The organism is Bordetella genomosp. 10 (genome assembly GCF_002261225.1).
Lineage (GTDB): Bacteria > Pseudomonadota > Gammaproteobacteria > Burkholderiales > Burkholderiaceae_B > Bordetella_C.
Genome location: NZ_NEVM01000001.1, coordinates 1,878,881 through 1,898,771 on the forward strand (window position 1 = coordinate 1,878,881; position 19,891 = coordinate 1,898,771).

13 protein-coding genes are annotated in these 19,891 nt (G+C 68.8%); 7 read left to right on the forward strand and 6 right to left on the reverse strand.

Going from position 1 to position 19,891, the window contains the following annotated elements; translation table 11 throughout:
* On the reverse strand, positions 1 to 3,474 hold the full coding sequence (gene mfd, locus CAL29_RS08230; protein WP_094852396.1) for a transcription-repair coupling factor: 3,474 nt from the start codon (positions 3,472 to 3,474) through the stop codon (positions 1 to 3).
* A gap of 29 nt (positions 3,475 to 3,503) precedes the next feature.
* On the opposite strand from mfd, the gene CAL29_RS08235 reads away from it, so the two are divergent.
* Together CAL29_RS08235 and ispF are read left to right on the forward strand one after the other, a co-directional pair.
* A complete protein-coding gene (locus CAL29_RS08235; protein WP_143277637.1) occupies positions 3,504 to 4,346 on the forward strand; it encodes an IspD/TarI family cytidylyltransferase in 843 nt (280 codons plus the stop codon).
* Positions 4,343 to 4,828 carry a 2-C-methyl-D-erythritol 2,4-cyclodiphosphate synthase gene (gene ispF / locus CAL29_RS08240; RefSeq protein WP_094852397.1) on the forward strand — a complete coding sequence of 162 codons (486 nt, stop codon included), beginning with the start codon at positions 4,343 to 4,345 and terminating at the stop codon, positions 4,826 to 4,828. Before CAL29_RS08235 ends, ispF begins: the two co-directional genes overlap by 4 nt.
* Positions 4,829 to 4,895: 67 nt before the next feature.
* On the opposite strand, the gene CAL29_RS08245 is transcribed toward ispF, so the two are convergent.
* From CAL29_RS08245 to risA, 4 genes are all read right to left on the reverse strand, one after another.
* Positions 4,896 to 5,414 (reverse strand): carboxymuconolactone decarboxylase family protein, encoded by a 519-nt coding sequence (locus CAL29_RS08245; RefSeq protein WP_094852398.1) that lies wholly within the window; start codon positions 5,412 to 5,414, stop codon positions 4,896 to 4,898.
* Between the two features lie 95 nt (positions 5,415 to 5,509).
* Positions 5,510 to 6,058, reverse strand: a complete 549-nt coding sequence (locus CAL29_RS08250; RefSeq protein WP_094852399.1) for a peroxiredoxin — start codon at positions 6,056 to 6,058, stop codon at positions 5,510 to 5,512.
* Between the two features lie 52 nt (positions 6,059 to 6,110).
* Positions 6,111 to 7,490: a sensor histidine kinase RisS gene (risS, locus tag CAL29_RS08255; RefSeq protein ID WP_094852400.1), complete on the reverse strand. Its 1,380-nt coding sequence runs from the start codon at positions 7,488 to 7,490 to the stop codon at positions 6,111 to 6,113.
* Positions 7,491 to 7,542: 52 nt separating this feature from the next.
* Positions 7,543 to 8,277: a response regulator transcription factor RisA gene (risA, locus tag CAL29_RS08260; protein ID WP_066639002.1), complete on the reverse strand. Its 735-nt coding sequence runs from the start codon at positions 8,275 to 8,277 to the stop codon at positions 7,543 to 7,545.
* A gap of 129 nt (positions 8,278 to 8,406) precedes the next feature.
* On the opposite strand from risA, the gene tsaB reads away from it, so the two are divergent.
* A complete protein-coding gene (gene tsaB, locus CAL29_RS08265; protein WP_094852401.1) occupies positions 8,407 to 9,699 on the forward strand; it encodes a tRNA (adenosine(37)-N6)-threonylcarbamoyltransferase complex dimerization subunit type 1 TsaB in 1,293 nt (430 codons plus the stop codon).
* Positions 9,692 to 10,789, forward strand: coding sequence for a uracil-DNA glycosylase (locus tag CAL29_RS08270; RefSeq protein WP_256977260.1), 1,098 nt, complete (start codon positions 9,692 to 9,694; stop codon positions 10,787 to 10,789). The genes tsaB and CAL29_RS08270 overlap by 8 nt, the downstream gene beginning before the upstream one ends.
* A 39-nt stretch (positions 10,790 to 10,828) precedes the next feature.
* Here the strand turns inward: CAL29_RS08270 and lplT are convergent, their stop codons facing one another.
* A complete protein-coding gene (lplT, locus tag CAL29_RS08275; protein WP_094852402.1) occupies positions 10,829 to 12,163 on the reverse strand; it encodes a lysophospholipid transporter LplT in 1,335 nt (444 codons plus the stop codon).
* Between the two features lie 451 nt (positions 12,164 to 12,614).
* On the opposite strand from lplT, the gene smc reads away from it, so the two are divergent.
* Genes smc through ligA form a run of 3 tightly spaced genes read left to right on the forward strand, consistent with a single transcriptional unit; the run spans position 12,615 to position 19,420 of the window.
* Positions 12,615 to 16,145 carry a chromosome segregation protein SMC gene (gene smc, locus CAL29_RS08280; protein WP_094852403.1) on the forward strand — a complete coding sequence of 1,177 codons (3,531 nt, stop codon included), beginning with the start codon at positions 12,615 to 12,617 and terminating at the stop codon, positions 16,143 to 16,145.
* A gap of 45 nt (positions 16,146 to 16,190) precedes the next feature.
* Positions 16,191 to 17,300: a cell division protein ZipA C-terminal FtsZ-binding domain-containing protein gene (locus CAL29_RS08285; RefSeq protein WP_094852404.1), complete on the forward strand. Its 1,110-nt coding sequence runs from the start codon at positions 16,191 to 16,193 to the stop codon at positions 17,298 to 17,300.
* Positions 17,297 to 19,420: an NAD-dependent DNA ligase LigA gene (gene ligA, locus CAL29_RS08290; protein WP_094852405.1), complete on the forward strand. Its 2,124-nt coding sequence runs from the start codon at positions 17,297 to 17,299 to the stop codon at positions 19,418 to 19,420. Before CAL29_RS08285 ends, ligA begins: the two co-directional genes overlap by 4 nt.
* Positions 19,421 to 19,891: the final 471 nt, after the last annotated feature.

A 19,891-nucleotide genomic window follows, 5' to 3' on the forward strand; every position in this document is an offset into this window, starting at 1 on the left:
TCACGCCAGGGCGCGCAGCACGGTGCGTACGGCATCGACGCGCGCCGCGACCTGCTGGCCCTTGATCTCGACGCGCAGCTTGTCCTGGCCGGCCAGCTTGATGTGGCGCTGCTTCTGCACCAGCTCGATGATGCGCAGCGGGTCCACCGAGGGCTTGGGACCGAACTGGATCAAGGCCTGGCTTTCGCTGGCGTCGATCTTGACGATGCCCAGCGCCACCGCGGCCAGGCGCAGGCGGTGGGTGGCCAGCAGCGTGGTGGCGGCTTCCGGCAGCTTGCCGAAGCGGTCTATCAGTTCTTCCTGGATGCGGATGACCTCGTCGTCGTTCTCCGCGTGCGACAGGCGCTTGTAGACCGCCAGGCGCGCGTGCACGTCGGCGCAATAGTCCGAGGGCAGCAGGGCGGGGGTATGCAGGTTGACTTCGCAGGCGGCGTTGAAGGGCGCGTCCAGGTCCGGCTCCTCGCCGGCCTTGAGCGCGCGCACGGCCTCGTTGAGCATTTCCGTATACATGGAGAAGCCCACTTCCTGGATATTGCCCGACTGCGATTCGCCCAGCACTTCGCCCGTGCCGCGGATCTCCAGGTCGTGCATGGCCAGGTAGAAGCCCGAGCCCAGTTCCTCCATCGCCTGGATGGCCTCCAGCCGCTTCTTGGCGTTGCTGGTGATGGCGTCCTCGCCCGGCGTCAGCAGATAGGCGTAGGCCTGGTGGTGCGACCGGCCGACCCGGCCGCGCAACTGGTGCAACTGGGCCAGGCCGAAGCGGTCGGCGCGGTGGATGACGATGGTGTTGGCGCTGGGCACGTCGATGCCGGTCTCGATGATGGTGGTGCACAGCAGCACGTTGAAGCGCTGCTGGTAGAAGCCCTTCATCACCTGTTCCAGCTCGCGTTCGGCCATCTGCCCGTGCGCCACCGCGATGCGCGCCTCGGGCACCAGTTCCTCCAGGCGCGCGCGGCGGTTGTGGATGGTCTCCACCTCGTTGTGCAGGAAGTAGGCCTGGCCGCCGCGCTTGAGCTCGCGCAGCAGCGCCTCGCGTATGGTGCTGCCGTCCTCGCGCCGCACGAAGGTCTTGATGGCCAGGCGCTTCTGCGGCGCGGTGGCGATGACGGAGAAATCGCGTATGCCTTCCAGCGACATGCCCAGCGTGCGCGGGATGGGCGTGGCCGTGAGCGTCAGCACGTCGACCTCGGCGCGCAGGGATTTCAGCGCTTCCTTCTGGCGCACGCCGAACCGGTGTTCCTCGTCGATGATGACCAGCCCGAGCTGCTTGAACTGGACGTCCTTGGACAGGATCTTGTGGGTGCCGATGACGATGTCGACGCCGCCGCTGTTGATGCCCTGGATGGCGGCGGAGATTTCCTTGGCCGAGCGGAAGCGCGACAGCTCCACCACGCGCACCGGCCAGTCGGCGAAGCGGTCGGAGAAGGTCTGCGCATGCTGTTCGGCGAGCAGCGTGGTCGGACAGAGCAGGGCCACCTGCTTGCCGTTGGCCACCGCCAGGAAGGCCGCGCGCAGCGCCACTTCGGTCTTGCCGAAGCCGACGTCGCCGCAGACCAGGCGGTCCATGGGCTTGCCGGAGGTCATGTCCAGGATCACCGCCTGGATGGCGGCCGCCTGGTCGGCGGTCTCCTCGAAGCCGAAGCCCTCGGCGAAGGCCTCGTAGTCGTTCAGGGGCAGCTTGAAGGAGTAGCCTTCGCGCGCGGCGCGCTTGGCGTAGAGGTCCAGCAGTTCGGCCGCGGTGTCGCGCACCTGCTTCGCCGCTTTGCGGCGCGCCTTGTCCCACTGCCCGGAACCGAGCTGGTGCAGCGGCGCGGCCTCGGGGTCGGCGCCGCTGTAGCGCGCGATCACGTGCAGTTGCGAGACCGGCACGTACAGCGTGCTGCCGTTGGCGTATTCGAGATGCAGGAACTCCATCTCGCCTTCGCCCATGTCCATGTTCACCAGGCCGTGATAGCGGCCGATGCCGTGCTGGGCATGCACCACCGGGTCGCCTTCGCGCAGCTCCGACAGGTCGCGCACCATGGCTTCGACGTTGCTGGCGCGTTCCTGGGCGCGGTGGCCGCGGCGCGTGGCGGCGCCCTGGCCGGGGTAGAGATCGTTCTCGGTGATGAAGGCGACGCGCTCGCCGGGCAGGCTGAAGCCGGCCGTCAAGGGCGCGGCCAGCAGGGCCAGCTCGCTGTTGGAGGCGCGGAAGTCGTCGATGGACGCGGGCTCGGCGTCGGGCCGCAGGTCGAACTCGCCCAGCATCTGGCTCAGCGTTTCGCGCCGGCCCGCCGAGTCGGCGCACAGCAGCACGCGCCAGTGGCCGCTTTCCACCACCGCGCGCAGGCGGTTGACGGGATCGTCGGCGCGCCGCGTGACGGCCACGTCCGGCGCCGGGCCGATATCCGGATGCTTGCCGTCGGCCGTCAGCGCCAGGCGCTCGAACTGCTTGAGATGGCCGAACAGGCCTTCGCCGTCCAGGAACAGGCTGGCCGGCGGCAGCACGGGACGCTCGCGGTCGCTCTTGAGGAATTCGTAGCGGCTGGCCGTGTCCTGGCCGAAGCGGCGCATGGCTTCGTCGATGTCGCCCAGGGTGACGGTGATGGTGCCGGGCGCCAGGTAGTCGAAGAGGGTGGCGACCTCCTCGAAGAACAGCGGCAGGTAGTACTCCACGCCGGCGAAGGCGATGCCGGTGCCGATGTCGCGGTAGGGCACGGCGCGCGAAGGATCGCCCTCGAAGACTTCGCGAAAGCGCGCCCGGAAGCGGTTGCGCGCTTCCTCGTCCATGGGGAATTCGCGGCCCGGCAGCAACTGCACCTGGTTGACGGGGTACAGGCTGCGCTGGGTGTCGACGTCGAAGGCGCGGATCGATTCGATCTCGTCGTCGAACAGGTCGATGCGGTACGGCACCACCGAGCCCATGGGGAACAGGTCGATCAGGCCGCCGCGCAGGCAGAATTCGCCGGGCGCGGTGACCTGGGTGACGTGGGTGTAGTTGGCCAGCGTCAGTTGGGCGCGCAGGGCGGCCTCGTCCAGCTTGTCGCGCTGCTTGAAGGAAAAGGTGTACGCCGCCATGAAGCTGGGCGGCGGCAGGCGGTACAGGGCCGTGGTGATGGGCACCGTCAGCACGTCGACCGCGCGGTGCATGAGCGCGTCCAGCGTCTGCAGGCGCTGGGAGATCAGGTCGTGATGCGGCGAGAAAGCGTCGTAGGGCAGGGTTTCCCAGTCGGGCAACTGGCGCACGCGCAAGGCCGGCGCGAACAGGCGGATCTCCTCGGCCAGGCGCTGGGCCTCCAGCGGGTCCGCGGTGAGGATGACCAGCGGCCTGCCCGCCTGGCGCGCGATATCGGCCAGCAGCCACGCATCGCCGGAACCCGGCGGGCGCGGATGCGCGTATCGGGTTCCAGGCTTGAGCGCCGCGAGCAGGGAAGCGGTCGACGGGACCAGGGCGGCCGTGGCGGCCGCGATCGTGGAGGAGGATTCTGCTGACATGAGTGGAAGGATTATAAAATCTCCGGCCTATGTCCGTGTCTCTTCTTGCTCTCGTACCCGCCGCCGGCATCGGCGCCCGTGCCCAGCGTTCCGGCGCCGGCGCCGTCCAGGCCGGCCGCGCGCCGGCCTCCGCCGCGGGCGGCCCGGCGGCCGGGGGGGCTCATGCCGTGCCCCATGCCGTGTCCGATGCTGTGCCCGCGCCCACGCTCGCCCCCGCGCCGCTGCCGAAACAGTACCGGCTGCTGCGCGGCCAGCCCATGCTGCGCCATGCCGTCGCCGCCTTGCTGGCGGATCCGCGCATCGGCGAGGTGCGGGTGGCCGTCGCGCCGGACGACCCCTGGGCGGCGCCGGCGCTGGCCGGGCTGCCGCGCACTGTCGTGCGCTATTGCGGCGGGGCGACGCGCGCCGGCACCGTGGCCCAGGCCCTGGCCGACAGCGGCGCGGCGCCGGACGACTGGGTGCTGGTGCACGACGCCGCGCGGCCCGGCCTGCCGGCCGACGCGCTGGCGCGGCTCATCGACGCCTGCCTGGGCGACGCGGTGGGAGGGCTCCTGGCCCTGCCGGTCGCCGACACGGTCAAGGCTGGGCGGAAGGACGCCGGCGGGACGGCGGGCGCCGCGGCGGACGGGCCGGTGCGGGTGGCCCGCACGGTGGATCGCGACGGACTGTGGCTGGCGCAGACGCCCCAGATGTTCCGCGCGGGGATGCTCGCCGATGCGCTGGCCGCCGCCGCGCGCGACGGCGTGCCGGTCACGGACGAGGCCTCGGCCCTGGAAGCGGCCGGCCACGCGCCTTTGCTGGTGCCCGGCGCCTTGCGCAACTTCAAGGTGACCTGGCCCGATGATTTCGACTTGATGGAAAAATGGCTATGACTATCCCCTTCCGCGTAGGGCAGGGTTTCGACGTACACGCGCTGGTGGAGGGCCGCCCGCTGATCGTCGGCGGCGTGACGATCCCCCATACGCACGGCCTGCTGGGCCACTCCGACGCCGACGTGCTGCTGCACGCGGTGACCGACGCCGTGCTGGGGGCGGCGGGGCTGGGCGATATCGGGCGGCACTTCCCGGACACCGATCCCGCCTACAAGGGCGCCGACAGCCGGGTGCTGCTGCGGGCGGCCATGGCGAAGGTGGCCGAGGCCGGCTGGCAGGTGGTCAACGTGGACGCGACGGTGCACGCGCAGGCGCCGAAGATCGGGCCGCACGCCGCGGGCATGGCGGCGAACATCGCCGCGGACCTGCGGGTGGCGGTGGAGGCGGTCAACGTCAAGGCCAAGACCAACGAGGGCCTGGGCTACCTGGGACGCAAGGAAGGCATCGCGGCCACCGTCGTGGCGCTGCTGGCGCGCGCTTGAGAAAGTGAAAAGCCGATGGAAATCGTTCCATCGGCTTCGTTTCGGCGGCTTCGTTTGCTTGGCCGGCTTACTTGCCTTGCGCGGCCAGCACCTGGGCGGTGGCGTTCACCACGGCGGCGATGCGGCCGACGTCGCGCAGTTGCTCGGTGCTGTAGCCTTCCTGCTTCAGCAAGGCATAGTGCGACTCGACGCAGAAGTGGCACTTGCCGATGATGGAGGCGCACAGGGCGAATAGCTCGAAGCGCTTCTTGTCGACGCCGCCGCTGGTGGCGTAGGCGTTCATGCGCAACTGCGCCGGCAAGCCCTTGAGCTGGGCGTCGCCCGACATCTCGACGTAGGGATACCAGACGTTGTTCATGCCCATCAGCGAGGCGGCGGTCAAGGCGCCGTTGGCATCGGCCTCGGACAATCCTTTCTTGAAGGCCTCGACCAGCACCGGGCTGCGCGCGGCGAAGGCGGCGGCCAGGGCCGCGCCCACGGCATCTTCGGCGGGCAGGGTGGAGCGGCCGATCACCGAGTCCAGATTCAGGCGGATGTCCTTGGCCCAGTCGGGCACGAGTTCCTTGATGGATTGGATGAATTCCATAGTTTCTACCTATAATCCAGGGCTGTTAAAGCCCGGCGAACCGGGCTTGGGGCGCGGCCTGTGCACTCCATCGGAGTCCCAGGCCCGCTTGCGAATTACAGCGTGGCGCCGCCGACCGAGCGGTTGCAGGCGCACAGTTCGTCGGTTTGCAGACCGTCCAGCAGGCGCAGCACTTCTTCAGGGTTGCGGCCCACGTTCAGGTTGTTCACCGAGACGTGCTGGATGACGTTGTCGGGATCGACGATGAAGGTGGCGCGCAGCGCAACGCCGGCCGACTTCTCGCGGATGCCCAGTTGGTCGACCAGGGCGCCGGTGGTGTCGCCGAACTGGTAGTGACCCAGCTTGTTCAGGTCCGGGTGCTCGCGGCGCCAGGCCAGCTTGACGAATTCGTTGTCGGTGGAACCGCCCAACAGCACGGCGTCACGGTCTTCGAAATCCTTGGCCAGCTTGTTGAAGCCGACGATTTCGGTCGGGCACACGAAGGTGAAATCCTTCGGATAGAAGTAGATCACTTTCCACTTGCCGGGGAACGAGCTTTCGGTGATGTCTTCGAAGGCCGACACACCGTTCTCTTCGTGCTGATTGAAACCGGGCTTGACGCCGGCAACCTTGAAAGGCTCGAGCTTATCGCCAACAGTTTTCATGTGAACTCCTATTTGTTGGGGGTAGAAAATCTAGCAAGGAATAAATTCTACGCTATTGATTTTCACTGTCTAATTGATAATTTCTAATCTTGGTTTTGGGTAATTCTATCCGCGCCGTCAGTCCGCCGCCTTGCCGGGGGAGCATTTTCAGCGACCCGCCGACGTGCTTGAGCAGCCGCTCGACGATAGCCAACCCCAATCCCGCGCCGCTCACGCCCGTGCGCGCCGCTTCGCCGCGCGAGAAGGGCCGCAGCAGGCGTTCGACGTCGTCGGTGGCGATGCCCGGCCCGCGATCGGAAACCTCGATGGCGATGATATTGCCTTCGGGTTGCACCGCCATGACCAGGTGGGCCTGGCCGTCGCCGGAGCGGCCGTAGCGGCGCGCGTTCTCGATGAGGTTGCTGACGATGCGCTTGAGGTCCAGGGCGGTGATGCGGGCGCGCAGGCCGGGCGTGATGAAGGCCTCCAGCTCGCCGCCCGTGGAGGCGGTGTGGCTGCGCTCGCGCTCCAGCAATTCGGTCAGCACGCTGGAGATGTCCGTGGCCATCTGCGGCAGCGTGCCGGCGGGGCGCGCGTATTCCATCAACTGGCCGATACTGTGGTCGATCTGGGCCAGGTCCTCGTCGATGGCCTGGCGCGCGTCTTCCGAGACGCCGCTCATCTCGATTTCCAGCCGCATGCGCGCCAGCGGGGTGCGCAGGTCGTGGGAGATGCCGGCCAGCATCAGTTCGCGGTCCGCCTCCGTCTGCCGGATGTCCTTGGCCATGCGATTGAAGGAGGCGTTCAGGTCGCGGATTTCGGCGGGACCGTTTTCCGGCAGCGGCGCCGGGGTCTCCCCGCGCGACAGGATCTGCGCCGCGCGCGCCAGGCGCGACAGCGGCCGGTTCACGAAGCCCACGCTGACGGCCGCGCCCACCAGGGAGAGCAGCAGCGCGGTGGCGCCCCAGCCCAGCCATTCGATGCCGCCGGTCAGGCCGATCTGCTCCCGTTCGAAAACCAGCCAGTAGAGGTCGTGGTCGATCTGGAAGCTGACCCAGAAGCCCGGGACCTGGTTCACGCCCCAGGAAATCTGGGTTTCCGGGCCGAAGCGCGAGCGGATGTGGTCCGCCACGCGCTGCCAGTAGTCGTCATGGGGAAGGGGCTCGGCGAAATCGGTGACTTCGCGCGGATAGACCTGGATGCCTTCGTTGGTGGCGAGGTCCAGCAGCAGCTTGCTGCGCTCGTCCGCCTGCGAATACACCAGGGCCGTGCGTGTGATATTGACGGCCGTAACCACCCGCTGCGCCATCTGATTGGCGCGCGGTCCCAGCTCCATACTGAAAAACACCTGCAACCAGGCGCCCAGACTGACCAGCATCAAGGCGGCAAGCAGGAGAAAAGTACGGCCGAACAGCCCTAGACGTATACGCGACGCCATGCTTGAAAGGATCATGCCCGGGCCGGGCAGGGGCGTCGCCCCTCATGCCCCGGCCCGGGAGTATGGATCAGCTACCGCCGTCCGGCACGAAGACGTAACCCAGTCCCCACACGGTCTGGATGAATACCGGCTTCGACGGATTGGGCTCGATCAGTTTGCGCAGGCGCGAAATCTGGACGTCCAGGCTGCGGTCGAAGGCTTCGTACTCGCGGCCGCGCGCCAATTCCATCAGTTTGTCGCGCGACAGCGGGATTTTCGGGTGGCGGGCGAAAACCTTCAGGACCGAGAATTCGCCGGTCGTGATGGGCACTTGCTCGTTGTTGCGCGTCAGGGTGCGCGTGGACAGGTTCAGGACGTAGGGCCCGAACGCGATCGACTCGTTTTCCTGGCTGGGCGCGCCCGGATGCTCTTCCGTGCCGCGGCGGCGCAGGATGGCGTTGATGCGGGCCAGCAGTTCGCGCGGGTTGAAGGGCTTGGACAGGTAGTCGTCGGCGCCCATTTCCAGGCCGACGATGCGGTCGATTTCTTCCGCTTTCGCCGTCAGCATGATGATGGGCGTGTTGTCATGGCCCCCACGCAGGCGGCGGCAGATGGATAATCCATCTTCGCCGGGCAGCATCAGGTCCAGCACCAGCAGGTCGAAATGTTCGCGCTGCCAAAGCTTGCCCATCTCCTTGGCGTCCTCGGCCACGAATACGTTGAAGCCCTGTTCGGACAGGTAACGCCGCAGCAGGTCGCGCAAGCGGGGATCGTCGTCGACGACCAGGACCTTACGGGTGGGGGTAGTGTTTTGCGTGTTCATGGCGGCAAATGTAACAGCGCGGATTTTCGGCCGCTAGTGGGCGTTCACAAGATATTACACATTGGGAATATCGGTTGAAATCCCCCTTACAAACGAGGGGAAACCCGCTTTTCCGTACAATCTTTCTCCATGAATCTCACCCTTTTGGCCCTGGAAACGTCCTCTTCGCGCTGCGGCGTGGCCCTTCTCCATGGCGATCCCAAGAATCCCCGCGTCCTCGTCCAGGAGCATGAGGGCGCGCAGGAGCACGCGGAGCGGCTGCTGCCCATGGCGCGCGAACTGCTGGCGCAGGCCGGGCTGGACGTGGCCGACCTGGATGCCGTGGCCTTCGGCCAGGGGCCGGGCGGCTTCACCGGGCTGCGGGTGGCCTGCGGCGTGGCCCAGGGCATCGCGCTGGCGCGGGACATTCCGGTCCTGCCCGTGGTCTCCCACCAGGCCGTGGCCGCGCTGGTGCCGGCGCGGCCGGACCAGGCCCTGGTGGTGGCCCTGGACGCGCGGATGGAAGAGGTCTACCTGGCGGTCTACCGCCGGGTGGACGGCGCCGCCGACGATACCCGCTGGGATGTCCTGCAGCCGCCCATGCTGATCGCGGCCGCCGAGGCGGTGCCCTGGACCGAGGCCCAGGTCGCCGGCTGGAGCGGGCGCTGCGGCGCGCCCCTGTCCGTGGTGATCGCCGGCGACGCCTGGGACACCCTGGCCGAGCACATGGCGCCCCCGGCGGATTGGCCGCGTTTCGACGCCACCCGGCCCGAGGCGCGCCAGGTCGCCCGGCTGGCCGCGCAGGCGTGGCGCCGCGGCGAGGCCGTGGCGGCGGAACTGGCGGCGCCGCTCTACGTGCGCGACAAGGTCGCGTTCACGACGGCGGAGCGTATGCAGGGGCAGGGCGGCAATCCCCGGGCGGAGCCGGCCGCGCCCTCGGCGCAGCACCTGCCGCCCGTGCCGGCGGGGGCGGTGGTCGAACTCGGGCCGTTGCACAGCGACGACCTGGACGAAATGGCCCGCATCGAGGCCGCGGTGCAGGCTTTTCCCTGGACGCGCGGAAACTTCGCCGATGCGCTGGCCTCCGGCTACGACACCTGCGGCGTGCGCCGCGCCGGCCGCCTGCTGGGCTTCTGCATCCTGATGCATGCCCCCGACGTGTCGCACCTGCTGGTGATCGCCGTCGAGAAATCCCTGCACGGCCAGGGCCTGGGAACGCAATTGATGCGCTGGTGCGAGGAACGCGCGGCGGCGCGCGGCATCGGCGGCGTGCTGCTGGAGGTGCGGCCGTCCAATACCCGCGCCCTGGCCTTCTACGAACGGCACGGATTTCTCAAGATAGGCGTGCGGCGCGGTTATTATCCGGCCGGAAAAGGACAGCGCGAGGACGCCGTGGTGATGCAGAAGCGCTTGGCGCATGACGAAGAGGCAGGCAATGACTGAGGCGGGAGCCCCGGCGCCCTTGCGCGTCAATGCCCTGCAACGGGCCTGGCTGCGCGAGATCGGCATCGAGAAGGTATGGGCGCGCCAGGAGCCGGGCGAACCGGAGTCCGGCGCTGCCGGCCGTCCCGGCGCGGACGCCGCGATGGCGGGCGCGGCCGCATTGGCGGCGGCGCGCGGTTTGGCGCCGGCATCGGGGCAGGCTTCGGGGCAGGCCGGCGCCGCCACCCAGATCGGTGCGGCAGGCGCCGCGAGGGCCGTCGCCGCGGCGGATCCCGCGGCGGCCGCCGGCGCAATGGCTGCGGCCGCGGCCGGCGACGCTGGTGTCGGATCTGGTTCGGACGCCGGCGCCGGCGCGGCGCGCCCGGACGGCGCTCCCATGCGCCCCGCGGGTCCCGCCGGAGCGGCCGCCGCGGCTGCCCGCGGCCAGGCGCCGCGGCCGCCCGCGATAGGGGCCCGGCCGGGCGCCCAGTCCAGGCCGGCCGCCTCGGCCAAGGGCGAGCATGTCCCCGCGCCGATGCCCGACGTGAACACGCTGGATATCGATCAATTGCGCGAGCAGGTCAGCGGCTGCACCGCCTGCGGCCTGTGCAACGGCCGCCGCCAGGCCGTATTCGGCGACGGCGCGCGTCCGGCGCGCTGGATGGTGGTGGGCGAGGCCCCGGGGGAGCAGGAAGACCGCCAGGGGCTGCCGTTCGTCGGCCGTTCGGGCCAATTGCTGGACGCCATGCTGGCCGCCGTGGGCATGACGCGCCGCGACGACGTGTTCATCGCCAACGTCATCAAGTGCCGGCCGCCCGGCAACCGCAATCCCAAGCCCGAGGAAATCGCCGCCTGCAGTCCTTACCTGATGCGCCAGATCGCCTTGCTCAAGCCGGAACGCATCCTGGTGCTGGGCCGTTTCGCGGCCCAGACCCTGCTGGGAACCGACGCGGCGGTGGGCAGCCTGCGCGGACGGGTGCATACCCTGCGCGCCGACGACGGGCGGGAAATTCCCGTCGTGGTGAGCTATCACCCGGCCTATCTGCTGCGCAGCCCGAGCGAGAAGGCGCGCAGTTGGAAGGACTTGCGGCTGGCCGTGGCCGGCTCCTGAACTCGGAGCTCCTGAACCCGGGGCGCCCGACCCCGGGCGTCAATGCCGGCCGTGACCGTGACCGTGGCCGTGGCTCAGCGCCTGGCCATGGCCTTCCTGGCCGATCTGTTCCAGCAGCTCCGGCGTCTTGCGCAGGTTGTTGTGGCTCCAGCGCATGAAAATCAGCATCAGCAGGGCCACGGCGGTGCCGAAGATGAAGATCACGATGCTGATGGGAAGATCCAGGTACAGCAGCACGGTGTAGATCGCCACCATCAGCAGGATGTTCAACTGCTCGTTGAAGTTCTGCACCGCGATGGAATGGCCGGCGGACAGCAGCACGTGACCGCGGTGCTGGAGCAGGGCGTTCATCGGCACGACGAAGAAGCCGGCCAGGCCGCCGATCACCAGCAGCAGCGCGTACACGCTGGCGGTGGCGTGGACGAAGGGCATGAACAGCACCACCACCCCCATCAGGGCGCCGATCGGCAGCACGTCCAGGGCGCGGCGCAGCGGCACGCGTCCGGCCAGCACCGAGCCGATGACCGTGCCCACCGCCGCGACCAGCATCAGGATGGAGGACTGGCTCAGCTTGTAGCCCAGGTGGTGGCGGCCCCATTCGATCACGATCAGTTGCAGGGTCGCGCCCGCGCCCCAGAACAGGGTGGTGACCGCCAGGGAGATCTGGCCCAGGCGGTCCTTCCACAGGATGCGCACGTAGCCGCCGAAGGTGGTGATCAGCTTGATGGGGTTCTTCTGCTGCGGCGGATAGCGGACGTGGGTGTTGGGGATCACCAGGTTGCAGGCCGCCGCCACCAGGTACACCGCGGCGATCACCAGGATGGCGGCCTCCGCCGGGGTGTGGGCCAGGCGGCGCACCAGGGGGTAATGCAGCAGCGCGTGGGAGACGAAGGGGGAGATCAGCGCGCTGCCCAGGGCCGTGCCGAGGATGATGGAAAACACCGTCAGGCCCTCGATCCAGCTATTGCCCTTGATCAGCATGTGCGGCGGCAGCATTTCCGTGACGATGCCGTACTTGGCCGGCGAATAGGCGGCGGCGCCCACGCCGACCAGCGCGTAGGCGGCGCTGACTAGGTAGACCTGATGATCGTGGCTGATGCCCAGGCTGGCGTAGGAGAACATCAGCAGACAGCCCGCCACCTTCAGGGCGTTGGTCACGAACATGACGCGGCCCTTGGGGTAGGAGTCGGCGAAGGCGCCGACGAAGGCCGCCAGCAGCACGTAGGCCAGGGCGAAGGACCATTTCATGACCGGCGTCATCCAGTCCGGGCCGCGCAATTCCTCGATCAGGGCGATGGCCGCGATGAACAGCGCGTTGTCCGCCAGGGACGACAGGGCCTGTGCGGCCATGACCAGATAAAAGCCTCGTTTCAAAAGTGTCCCCGCGCGACGTCGTCGTCCAGTTGCCGGCCGTTCGCCGTTTTCAAAATATAGGCCGTGCAAGGGCTCCCACGCTCGCGGACGGGCCGCTTCGGCGCCCGCCATGGCGCATTTTTGGGCATGGGATGGCCCGCCGCCAAAAAAAAAAGTGTCAGCGAGTATAGCGTCCGGCGCCCCCATGGCGTCTTGGGAAGATTCCCGAAATGCCGGCGGGCGCGACCCCGCGAAGGTAATCAAGTGCATCGGCGGCGGCCCGTTTCGGGCGCTTGGGCCGCACATGGCGTACCTGCCCGGGGTTACACCTGGGGTATCATAGGGCCCGAATTGATTCCACGCGGTCCCCGAGGACCGGGTGCTTGCGTCGGCCCCCCGGGGCCGATTTGCAATCTGTGCGGCAGGTCCGTTCAACGCTTCGTTCAACCCTCCCGTCCGTCCCTGATCTATTGTGCGTCTTACCCAGTTAAAACTCGCCGGCTTCAAATCGTTCGTCGATCCGACCGTCATTCCCGTGCCCAGCCAGTTGGTGGGCGTGGTCGGTCCCAACGGTTGCGGCAAGTCGAACATCATCGACGCGGTGCGCTGGGTGCTGGGCGAGGCCAAGGCGTCCGAGCTGCGCGGCGAGTCCATGCAGGACGTGATCTTCAACGGCTCCGGCAACCGCAAGCCGGCCGCCCGCGCGTCGGTCGAAATGGTGTTCGACAACAGCGAGGGCCGGGCCGCCGGGCAATGGAGCAGCTACGCGGAAATCGCCGTGCGCCGGGTGCTGACCCGCGACGGCACCAGCAGCTACTACGTCAACAACCAGCAGGTGCGGCGCCGCGACATCCACGACATCTTCCTGGGCACCGGCCTGGGCGCGCGCGGCTACGCCATCATCGGGCAGGGGATGATCAACCGCCTGATCGAGGCGCGTCCCGAGGAACTGCGCGTCTACCTGGAAGAGGCCGCCGGCGTGTCGCGCTACAAGGAGCGCCGCCGCGAAACCGAGAACCGCCTGTCCGATACGCGCGAGAACCTGACCCGCGTCGAGGACATCCTGCGTGAACTGGGCAGCCAGTTGGACAAGCTGGAGGCCCAGGCCGAGGTGGCGCGCCAATACCGCGAACTGCAGGGCGACGGCGAGCAGAAGCAGCATGCGCTATGGCTGCTCAAGGAAACCGGCGCCCGCGAAGAACGGCAGAAGAAAAGCGCCGAGATCGAAAAAGCCCAGGCCGAGCTGGAAGGCGCGCTGGCGGGCCTGCGCGCCGGCGAGGCCGCCCTGGAAGCGCGCCGCCAGGCGCACTACGAGGCCAGCGACCGCGTCCATACCGCCCAGGGCGGCCTGTACGAGGCCAACGGCCAGGTCAGCCGCCTGGAGGCGGAAATCCGTCACGTCGTCGATTCGCGCAACCGGGTCCAGGCGCGGCGCGACCAGTTGCAGGCGCAGATCGCCGAGTGGGACGCCCAGCAGACCCACTGCACCGAACAGATCGCCCAGGCCGAGGAAGACCTGGCGATGGCCGGGGAGCGCGCCGCCGAGGCCCGCGCCCGCGCCGAGGATGCCCAGGCCGCGCTGCCCTCGGTCGAGGCCAGCGTGCGGGACGCCGCGGCCTCCCGCGACGAGATGCGCGTCGCGCTGGCGCGCGTCGAGCAGAACCTGGCGCTGGTGGCGCAAAGCCAGCGCGACGCCGATCGCCAGTTGCAGGCGCTGGAGCAGCGCCGCGAGCGCGTCCAGCAGGAAATGCGCGAACTGCAGACGCCGGATCCGGCCCACCTCGAACAACTGGCGGGCGATCGCGCCGCCGGCGAGGAGCAACTGGAAGAGGCGCAGGGGCAACTGGCCGAACTGGAAGCGCGCGTGCCGGTGGCCGACGCCGAGCGCAGCCAGGCCCAGGAAGCGGCGCAGCGCGAGGCCCAGGCGCTGGCGCGCCTGGAAGCGCGTCTCGCGGCCCTGGTCAAATTGCAGGACGACGTGCAGAAGCAGGGGGCGCTGGAGCCCTGGCTGGCCAAGCACGAACTGGCCAATATGGGCCGCCTGTGGCAGAAGCTGAACGTCGAGGCCGGTTGGGAAACCGCCCTCGAAGCCGTGTTGCGCGAGCGCATGGCGGCGCTGGAATTGCGCAACCTGGACTTCGCCAAGGCCTTCGTCGACGACGCGCCGCCCGCGCGGCTGGCGTTTTTCCAGGCGCCGGCGGCGGGGCCCGCCCCCGCGCCGGCCGCCGGCCTGGCGCCGCTGACCACGATGCTGCACCTGAGCGATCCGGGGCTGCGCAGCCTCATGGGCGACTGGCTGCGCGACGTCTACGTGGCGGACGATATGGCCCAGGCCCTGGCCGGCCGCGCCACGCTGCCGCCGGGCGCCGTCTACGTGGTCAAGAGCGGCCACCTGGTCGACGCCCATAGCGTGCGTTTCTACGCGCCGGACTCGGAGCAGGCCGGCTTGCTGGCGCGCCAGACCGAAATCGCCAACCTGCAACGCGAGGTCAAGGCGCAGCAATTGATCGCCGACCAGTCTCGGGCCGCCGTGGCGCGGGCCGAGGCCGCCTGGCAGCAGGTCTCGCAGTCGCTGGGGCCGGCGCGCCAGCGCGTCGCCGAGGTGACGCGCCGGGTGCACGACATCCAGTTGGAACATTCGCGCCTGCAGCAGCAGGCCGAGCAATCGGGCGAGCGCGGCAAGCGCCTGCGCGAGGACCTGGCCGAGATCACCGCCCACGAAGAGGACTTGCGCGCCACGCGCGAGGACGCCGAGGTGCGTTTCGAGACCCTGGACCAGGAACTGGCCGAACACCAGTCGCGCTTCGCCGACGCCGAGATCGACGGCGAGGCGCTGGCCGCCAAGGCCGACGCGGCGCGCGCCGCGCTGCGCGACCTGGAACGGGCGGTGCACGAAGCCGAATTCGCGCAGCGCGGCATCGAGGCCCGCATCCAGGACCTGCAACGCAACCAGCAACTGGCGGCCGACCAGAGCCGCCGCGCCACCGGCGAGCTGGAACAGTTGCAGGGCGAACTTTTCGAACTGGACGCCAGCGCCGCCCAGGCCGGGCTGCAGGAGGCCCTGGAGCTGCGCGCCGAGCGCGAGGAAGCGCTGCAGCGCGCCCGCATCGAGCTGGACGACCTGGCGGCGCAACTGCGCGGCGCCGACGAGGAACGCGCGCGCCAGGAACAGACGCTGGAGCCGCGCCGCGCCCGCATCACGGAACTGCAATTGCAGGAGCAGGCCGCGCGCCTGGCCGAGGAGCAGTTCAGCGAACAGCTCAATGCGCGCGAGGTGGACCGCGCCGCCCTGGCCGCGTCGCTGGCCGAGCGCCCGGACGAATGGCGCCGCGCCAACTGGCTGCAGTCCGAGGTGACGCGGATTTCGCGCCAGATCGACAGCCTCGGCTCGGTCAACCTCGCCGCCCTGGACGAACTGAACAGCGCGCGCGAACGCAAGGATTACCTCGATTCCCAGCAGAAGGACCTGCTGACGGCCATCGAAACGCTGGAAGACGCCATCCGCAAGATCGACCGCGAAACCCGCGAGCTGTTGCAGGAGACCTTCAACACCGTCAACGGCCATTTCGGCGAATTGTTCCCGCGCCTGTTCGGCGGCGGCGAGGCCAGGCTGTCGATGACCGGCGACGAAATCCTCGACGCCGGGGTGCAGGTGATGGCGCAGCCGCCGGGCAAGCGCAACAGCACCATCCACCTGCTGTCGGGCGGCGAGAAGGCCTTGACCGCGACGGCGTTGGTGTTCGCGCTGTTCAAGCTGAATCCGGCGCCGTTCTGCCTGCTCGACGAGGTGGACGCGCCGCTGGACGACGCCAACACCGAACGCTACGCCAACCTCGTCAGCAGCATGAGCGACCAGACCCAGTTCCTCTTTATCTCGCACAATAAGATCGCCATGCAAATGGCAAAGCAACTGGTTGGCGTTACCATGCAGGAACAGGGTGTTTCCCGTATTGTCGCCGTCGATATCGATTCCGCGGTGCAGATGGCCACCGAGGCCGCTTGATCAAGAACCTACCGAGACGCTGCCCTGGGGGCGCGATATAGACACATGAGTGATTTGCAGATCGGCCTGATCGTCGTGGGTGCCCTGCTGATATTGATGGTGCTGGGATTCAACTGGTGGCAGGATCGCCGGGTGCGCCGCAAGATGCAGGCGCATTTCCCGACCAACGAACACGACCCGCTGCTGGGCGCCGGCGATCCGCCGGCCGTCCGCGGCGGCGACGCGCCGCGCGAAGACGCGGCCCGGGATGCCCCGGCGGCGGCGCGGCGCGAGCCCGGACTGGGCAAGCGCGAGCCCTCGGTCGGGGAGAGCGGCGCGCGCGCGGCGCCCGCGCCGGCCGGCGAGTCGGACGATGCCGAGGAAGCCGATCCCGCCACCGAAGTCGTCATCGAAGTCGCCTTCGCCGAACCGGTGCGCGGCGCCGACCTGCAGTCGAGCCTGCAAGGCCTGCGCAGCGCGGGCCGCAAGCCCATCCGTATTTTCGGCGTGACCGACCGCGGCCGCCATCGCGCCCGCCTGCATGCCGACGAATCCTATAGCGCGCTGCAGGTCGCCGTGCTGCTGGCCAACCGGACCGGTCCGCTGACCGCCATCGAATGGTCGCAGGCCTGGGCCCGCGTGCAGGACCTGGCCGAGCGCTTCGAGGCCACCATCGAAGGTCCCGACCAGCAGGCCGTGCTGGAGCAGGCGGCCCGCCTGGACGACACCTGCGCGGCCCTGGATACCCAGGTCGGCCTGACCTTGCTGCTGGGCAGCGCCCAGCCCGCCGCCGAGGTGCTGGCGGTGGCGCGCGACATGGGCTTCATGCACGACGGTCCGCGCCTGGCGTGGATGTCCGACGAAGGCCAGCCCCGCTTCACGCTGACGCGCGGCGACGGCGCCGCCTTCGACGCCGGCATGGGCGGGGTCGAACGGTTGAACCTGCTGCTGGACGTGCCGTGCAGCCCGCCCGACGAGCATGCCTTCGGCCGCATGGTGGACGTGGGGCATCAATTGGCCCAGCGCCTGCGCGCCGAGCTGGTGGACGACCAGGGCAAGCCCCTGGCCGACGGATCGGCCGCCGTCATCGACGAGCGCCTGCAAGTCCTGTTTTCGCAGTTGGAGCAGGCGGGCCTGCGCGCCGGCAGCGAGCGTGCGTTGCGGGTATTTGCGTGACCGGATCCAAGGCAGCATCTTCGCTTTCGCCGCAGGAGGCGGTCGCCCGCCTGCGCGGCGAAATCGAGCAGCACAACTATCGCTACTACGTCCAGGACGATCCCTCGGTCTCCGATGCCGAGTACGACACCCTGATGCGCGAACTGATCGCGCTGGAAACGGCCCATCCCGAACTGGTCACCGCCGAGTCGCCCACCCAGCGGGTGGGGGCGGCGCCGCTGGCCGCCTTCGGTAGCGTCACGCACGCCGTGCCCATGCTGTCGCTGGGCAACGCCTTCGAGGCCGAGGACGTGCTGGATTTCGACAAGCGCGTCACCGACACCTTGCGCAGCGCCGGCCTGCTGGGGCCGGAGGACGAGACGGATTACTTCTGCGAGCTCAAGCTCGACGGCCTGGCCATCAGCCTGCGCTATGAAAAAGGCCTGCTGGTGCAGGCCGCCACGCGCGGCGACGGCCAGACCGGCGAGGACGTCACCTCCAACATCCGCACCATCAGGTCCGTCCCGCTGAAGCTCAAGGGCGCCGCGCCCGACGTGCTGGAAGTGCGGGGCGAGGTGCTGATGTTCCGCGCCGATTTCGACCGGCTGAACCAGGCGCAGGGCGAACGCGGCGAGAAAATCTTCGTCAATCCGCGCAATGCCGCCGCCGGCAGCTTGCGCCAGCTCGATCCGCGCATCACGGCGCAGCGCTCGCTGCGCTTCTTCGCCTATAGCTGGGGCGAGGTGCACGGCCTGCCGCGCTCGCAGCACGGGGAATACGAGGAACCGGCGCCGGGCACGCGCCAGACCTCCACCCTGCCGCGCGACACGCATGGCGGCATGCTGGCGTGGCTGGGCGAACTGGGCCTGCCCATCAACGTCAAGCACAACAAGCACGTGCGCGGCGCCGCCGGCCTGCTGGGCTTCTATGAGGACGTCGGCAAGCTGCGCGCCTCGCTGCCCTACGATATCGACGGCGTGGTCTACAAGGTCGATGCCTTGCCCGCGCAAAAGGTGCTGGGCTTCGTGGCGCGGGCGCCGCGCTTTGCCCTGGCGCACAAGTTCCCGGCCGAGGAGGCCACCACCGAACTGCTGGACATCGAGGTCCAGGTCGGCCGCACCGGGGCGATCACGCCGGTGGCGCGGCTCAAGCCGGTCTTCGTCGGCGGCGTCACGGTGACCAACGCCACCCTGCACAACGAAGGCGAGATCCGCCGCAAGGACGTGCGCAAGGGCGACACGGTGATCGTGCGGCGCGCCGGCGACGTGATCCCCGAGGTCGTCGGCCCGGTGCTGGCGAAACGGCCGCCGGAAGTCGCCGCCGGCGACAACGCCTGGACCTATCCCACCTCCTGTCCGGTGTGCGGCTCGGCCATCGAGCGTCCGGAAGGCGAGGCCATCGCCCGCTGCACCGGCGGCCTGTTCTGCGCCGCGCAGCGCAAGCAGACCTTGCAGCACGCGGCCGGCCGCAAGGCCCTGGACATCGAGGGCCTGGGCGAAAAGCTGGTCGAGCAACTGGTCGACAAGGGACGCGTGAAATCCCTGGCCGACATCTTCGGCCTGACCGCCGACGAGCTGGCCGAGTACGACCGCATGGGCGCCAAGTCCGCGGAAAACCTGGTGGCGGCGATCGACAAGGCGCGCCAGCCCACGCTGGGCCGCCTGCTGTTCGCGCTGGGCATCCGCCACGTGGGCGAGAGCACCGCGCGCGACGTGGCGCGTCACTTCGGCGATATGGACGCCATCATGAACGCCAGCGAGGAGCAGTTGCTGGCGGTGACGGACGTCGGGCCGGCCGTGGCCGCGTCCATCCATCGTTTCTTCGCCGAGCACCACAACCGCGAAATCATCGAAGCCCTGCGCAAGCACGGTGTGCACCCGGTGGCGGAAGCCGCGGCGCGCGGCGGCGTCCTGGCGGGCAAGACGGTGGTGCTGACCGGCACCATGCCCAACTGGACCCGCGACGACGCCACCCGCCATATCCTGGCGGCGGGCGGCAAGGTGAGCGGGTCGGTGTCCCGCAAGACGGCCTATGTGGTGGCCGGCGAGGATGCCGGCAGCAAGCTGGCCAAGGCGCAGGAACTGGGCGTGCCCATCCTGGACGAGGACGGCCTGAAGGCGCTGCTGGGCAGCGACGAATAGGGGAGTGGCAGGGGGCCCGGCCGGGCGCCGCGCGGGAAAGCGGCGCGCAAGTTCTTCTTAAGCCTGTCCAGATCGGTTCAGCCCCGAGCCCGGGCGCGGTGACGACACCGCCCCGGGCTTTTTTGCGCCCGATTATTCGATAAAGCGTCCATTTTCGCCGTCGGGTGCGGTCCATGGTCGCTTCTTTTGCATTAATTCAGATTCGGGAAAGTATTAATTCAATCGGCAGACAGATTTCATTCAGAAATTTGACATATCAGATTCAGCTAACAGTCGGCTTTCGTTCAGGAACTTGTTGCTTTTGCACCCTAGGTGAATACGCTAAGGCGGCCTATTTCCATAAAAACCGACAGCGAGCTGAAAGCGCCGCTGCCTAGTATCGCCTCCAGCGACGCGCGCAATGCATTTCCCCCGCGATGCGCGCCGCGCCCACAACAGCAATCAGCCTTTGGAGACAGCGATCCCATGCAC

Excerpts from the sequence above, each read along its gene's own strand:
- CAL29_RS08245 (WP_094852398.1), bottom strand. The coding sequence starts at position 5,414 with ATGGAATTCATCCAATCCATCAAGGAACTCGTGCCCGACTGGGCCAAG.
- risA (WP_066639002.1), bottom strand. The coding sequence starts at position 8,277 with ATGAACACGCAAAACACTACCCCCACCCGTAAGGTCCTGGTCGTCGAC.
- mfd (WP_094852396.1), bottom strand. The coding sequence starts at position 3,474 with ATGTCAGCAGAATCCTCCTCCACGATCGCGGCCGCCACGGCCGCCCTG.
- CAL29_RS08250 (WP_094852399.1), bottom strand. The coding sequence starts at position 6,058 with ATGAAAACTGTTGGCGATAAGCTCGAGCCTTTCAAGGTTGCCGGCGTC.
- tsaB (WP_094852401.1), top strand. The coding sequence starts at position 8,407 with ATGAATCTCACCCTTTTGGCCCTGGAAACGTCCTCTTCGCGCTGCGGC.
- risS (WP_094852400.1), bottom strand. The coding sequence starts at position 7,490 with ATGATCCTTTCAAGCATGGCGTCGCGTATACGTCTAGGGCTGTTCGGC.
- CAL29_RS08270 (WP_256977260.1), top strand. The coding sequence starts at position 9,692 with ATGACTGAGGCGGGAGCCCCGGCGCCCTTGCGCGTCAATGCCCTGCAA.
- CAL29_RS08235 (WP_143277637.1), top strand. The coding sequence starts at position 3,504 with ATGTCCGTGTCTCTTCTTGCTCTCGTACCCGCCGCCGGCATCGGCGCC.
- CAL29_RS08285 (WP_094852404.1), top strand. The coding sequence starts at position 16,191 with ATGAGTGATTTGCAGATCGGCCTGATCGTCGTGGGTGCCCTGCTGATA.
- ispF (WP_094852397.1), top strand. The coding sequence starts at position 4,343 with ATGACTATCCCCTTCCGCGTAGGGCAGGGTTTCGACGTACACGCGCTG.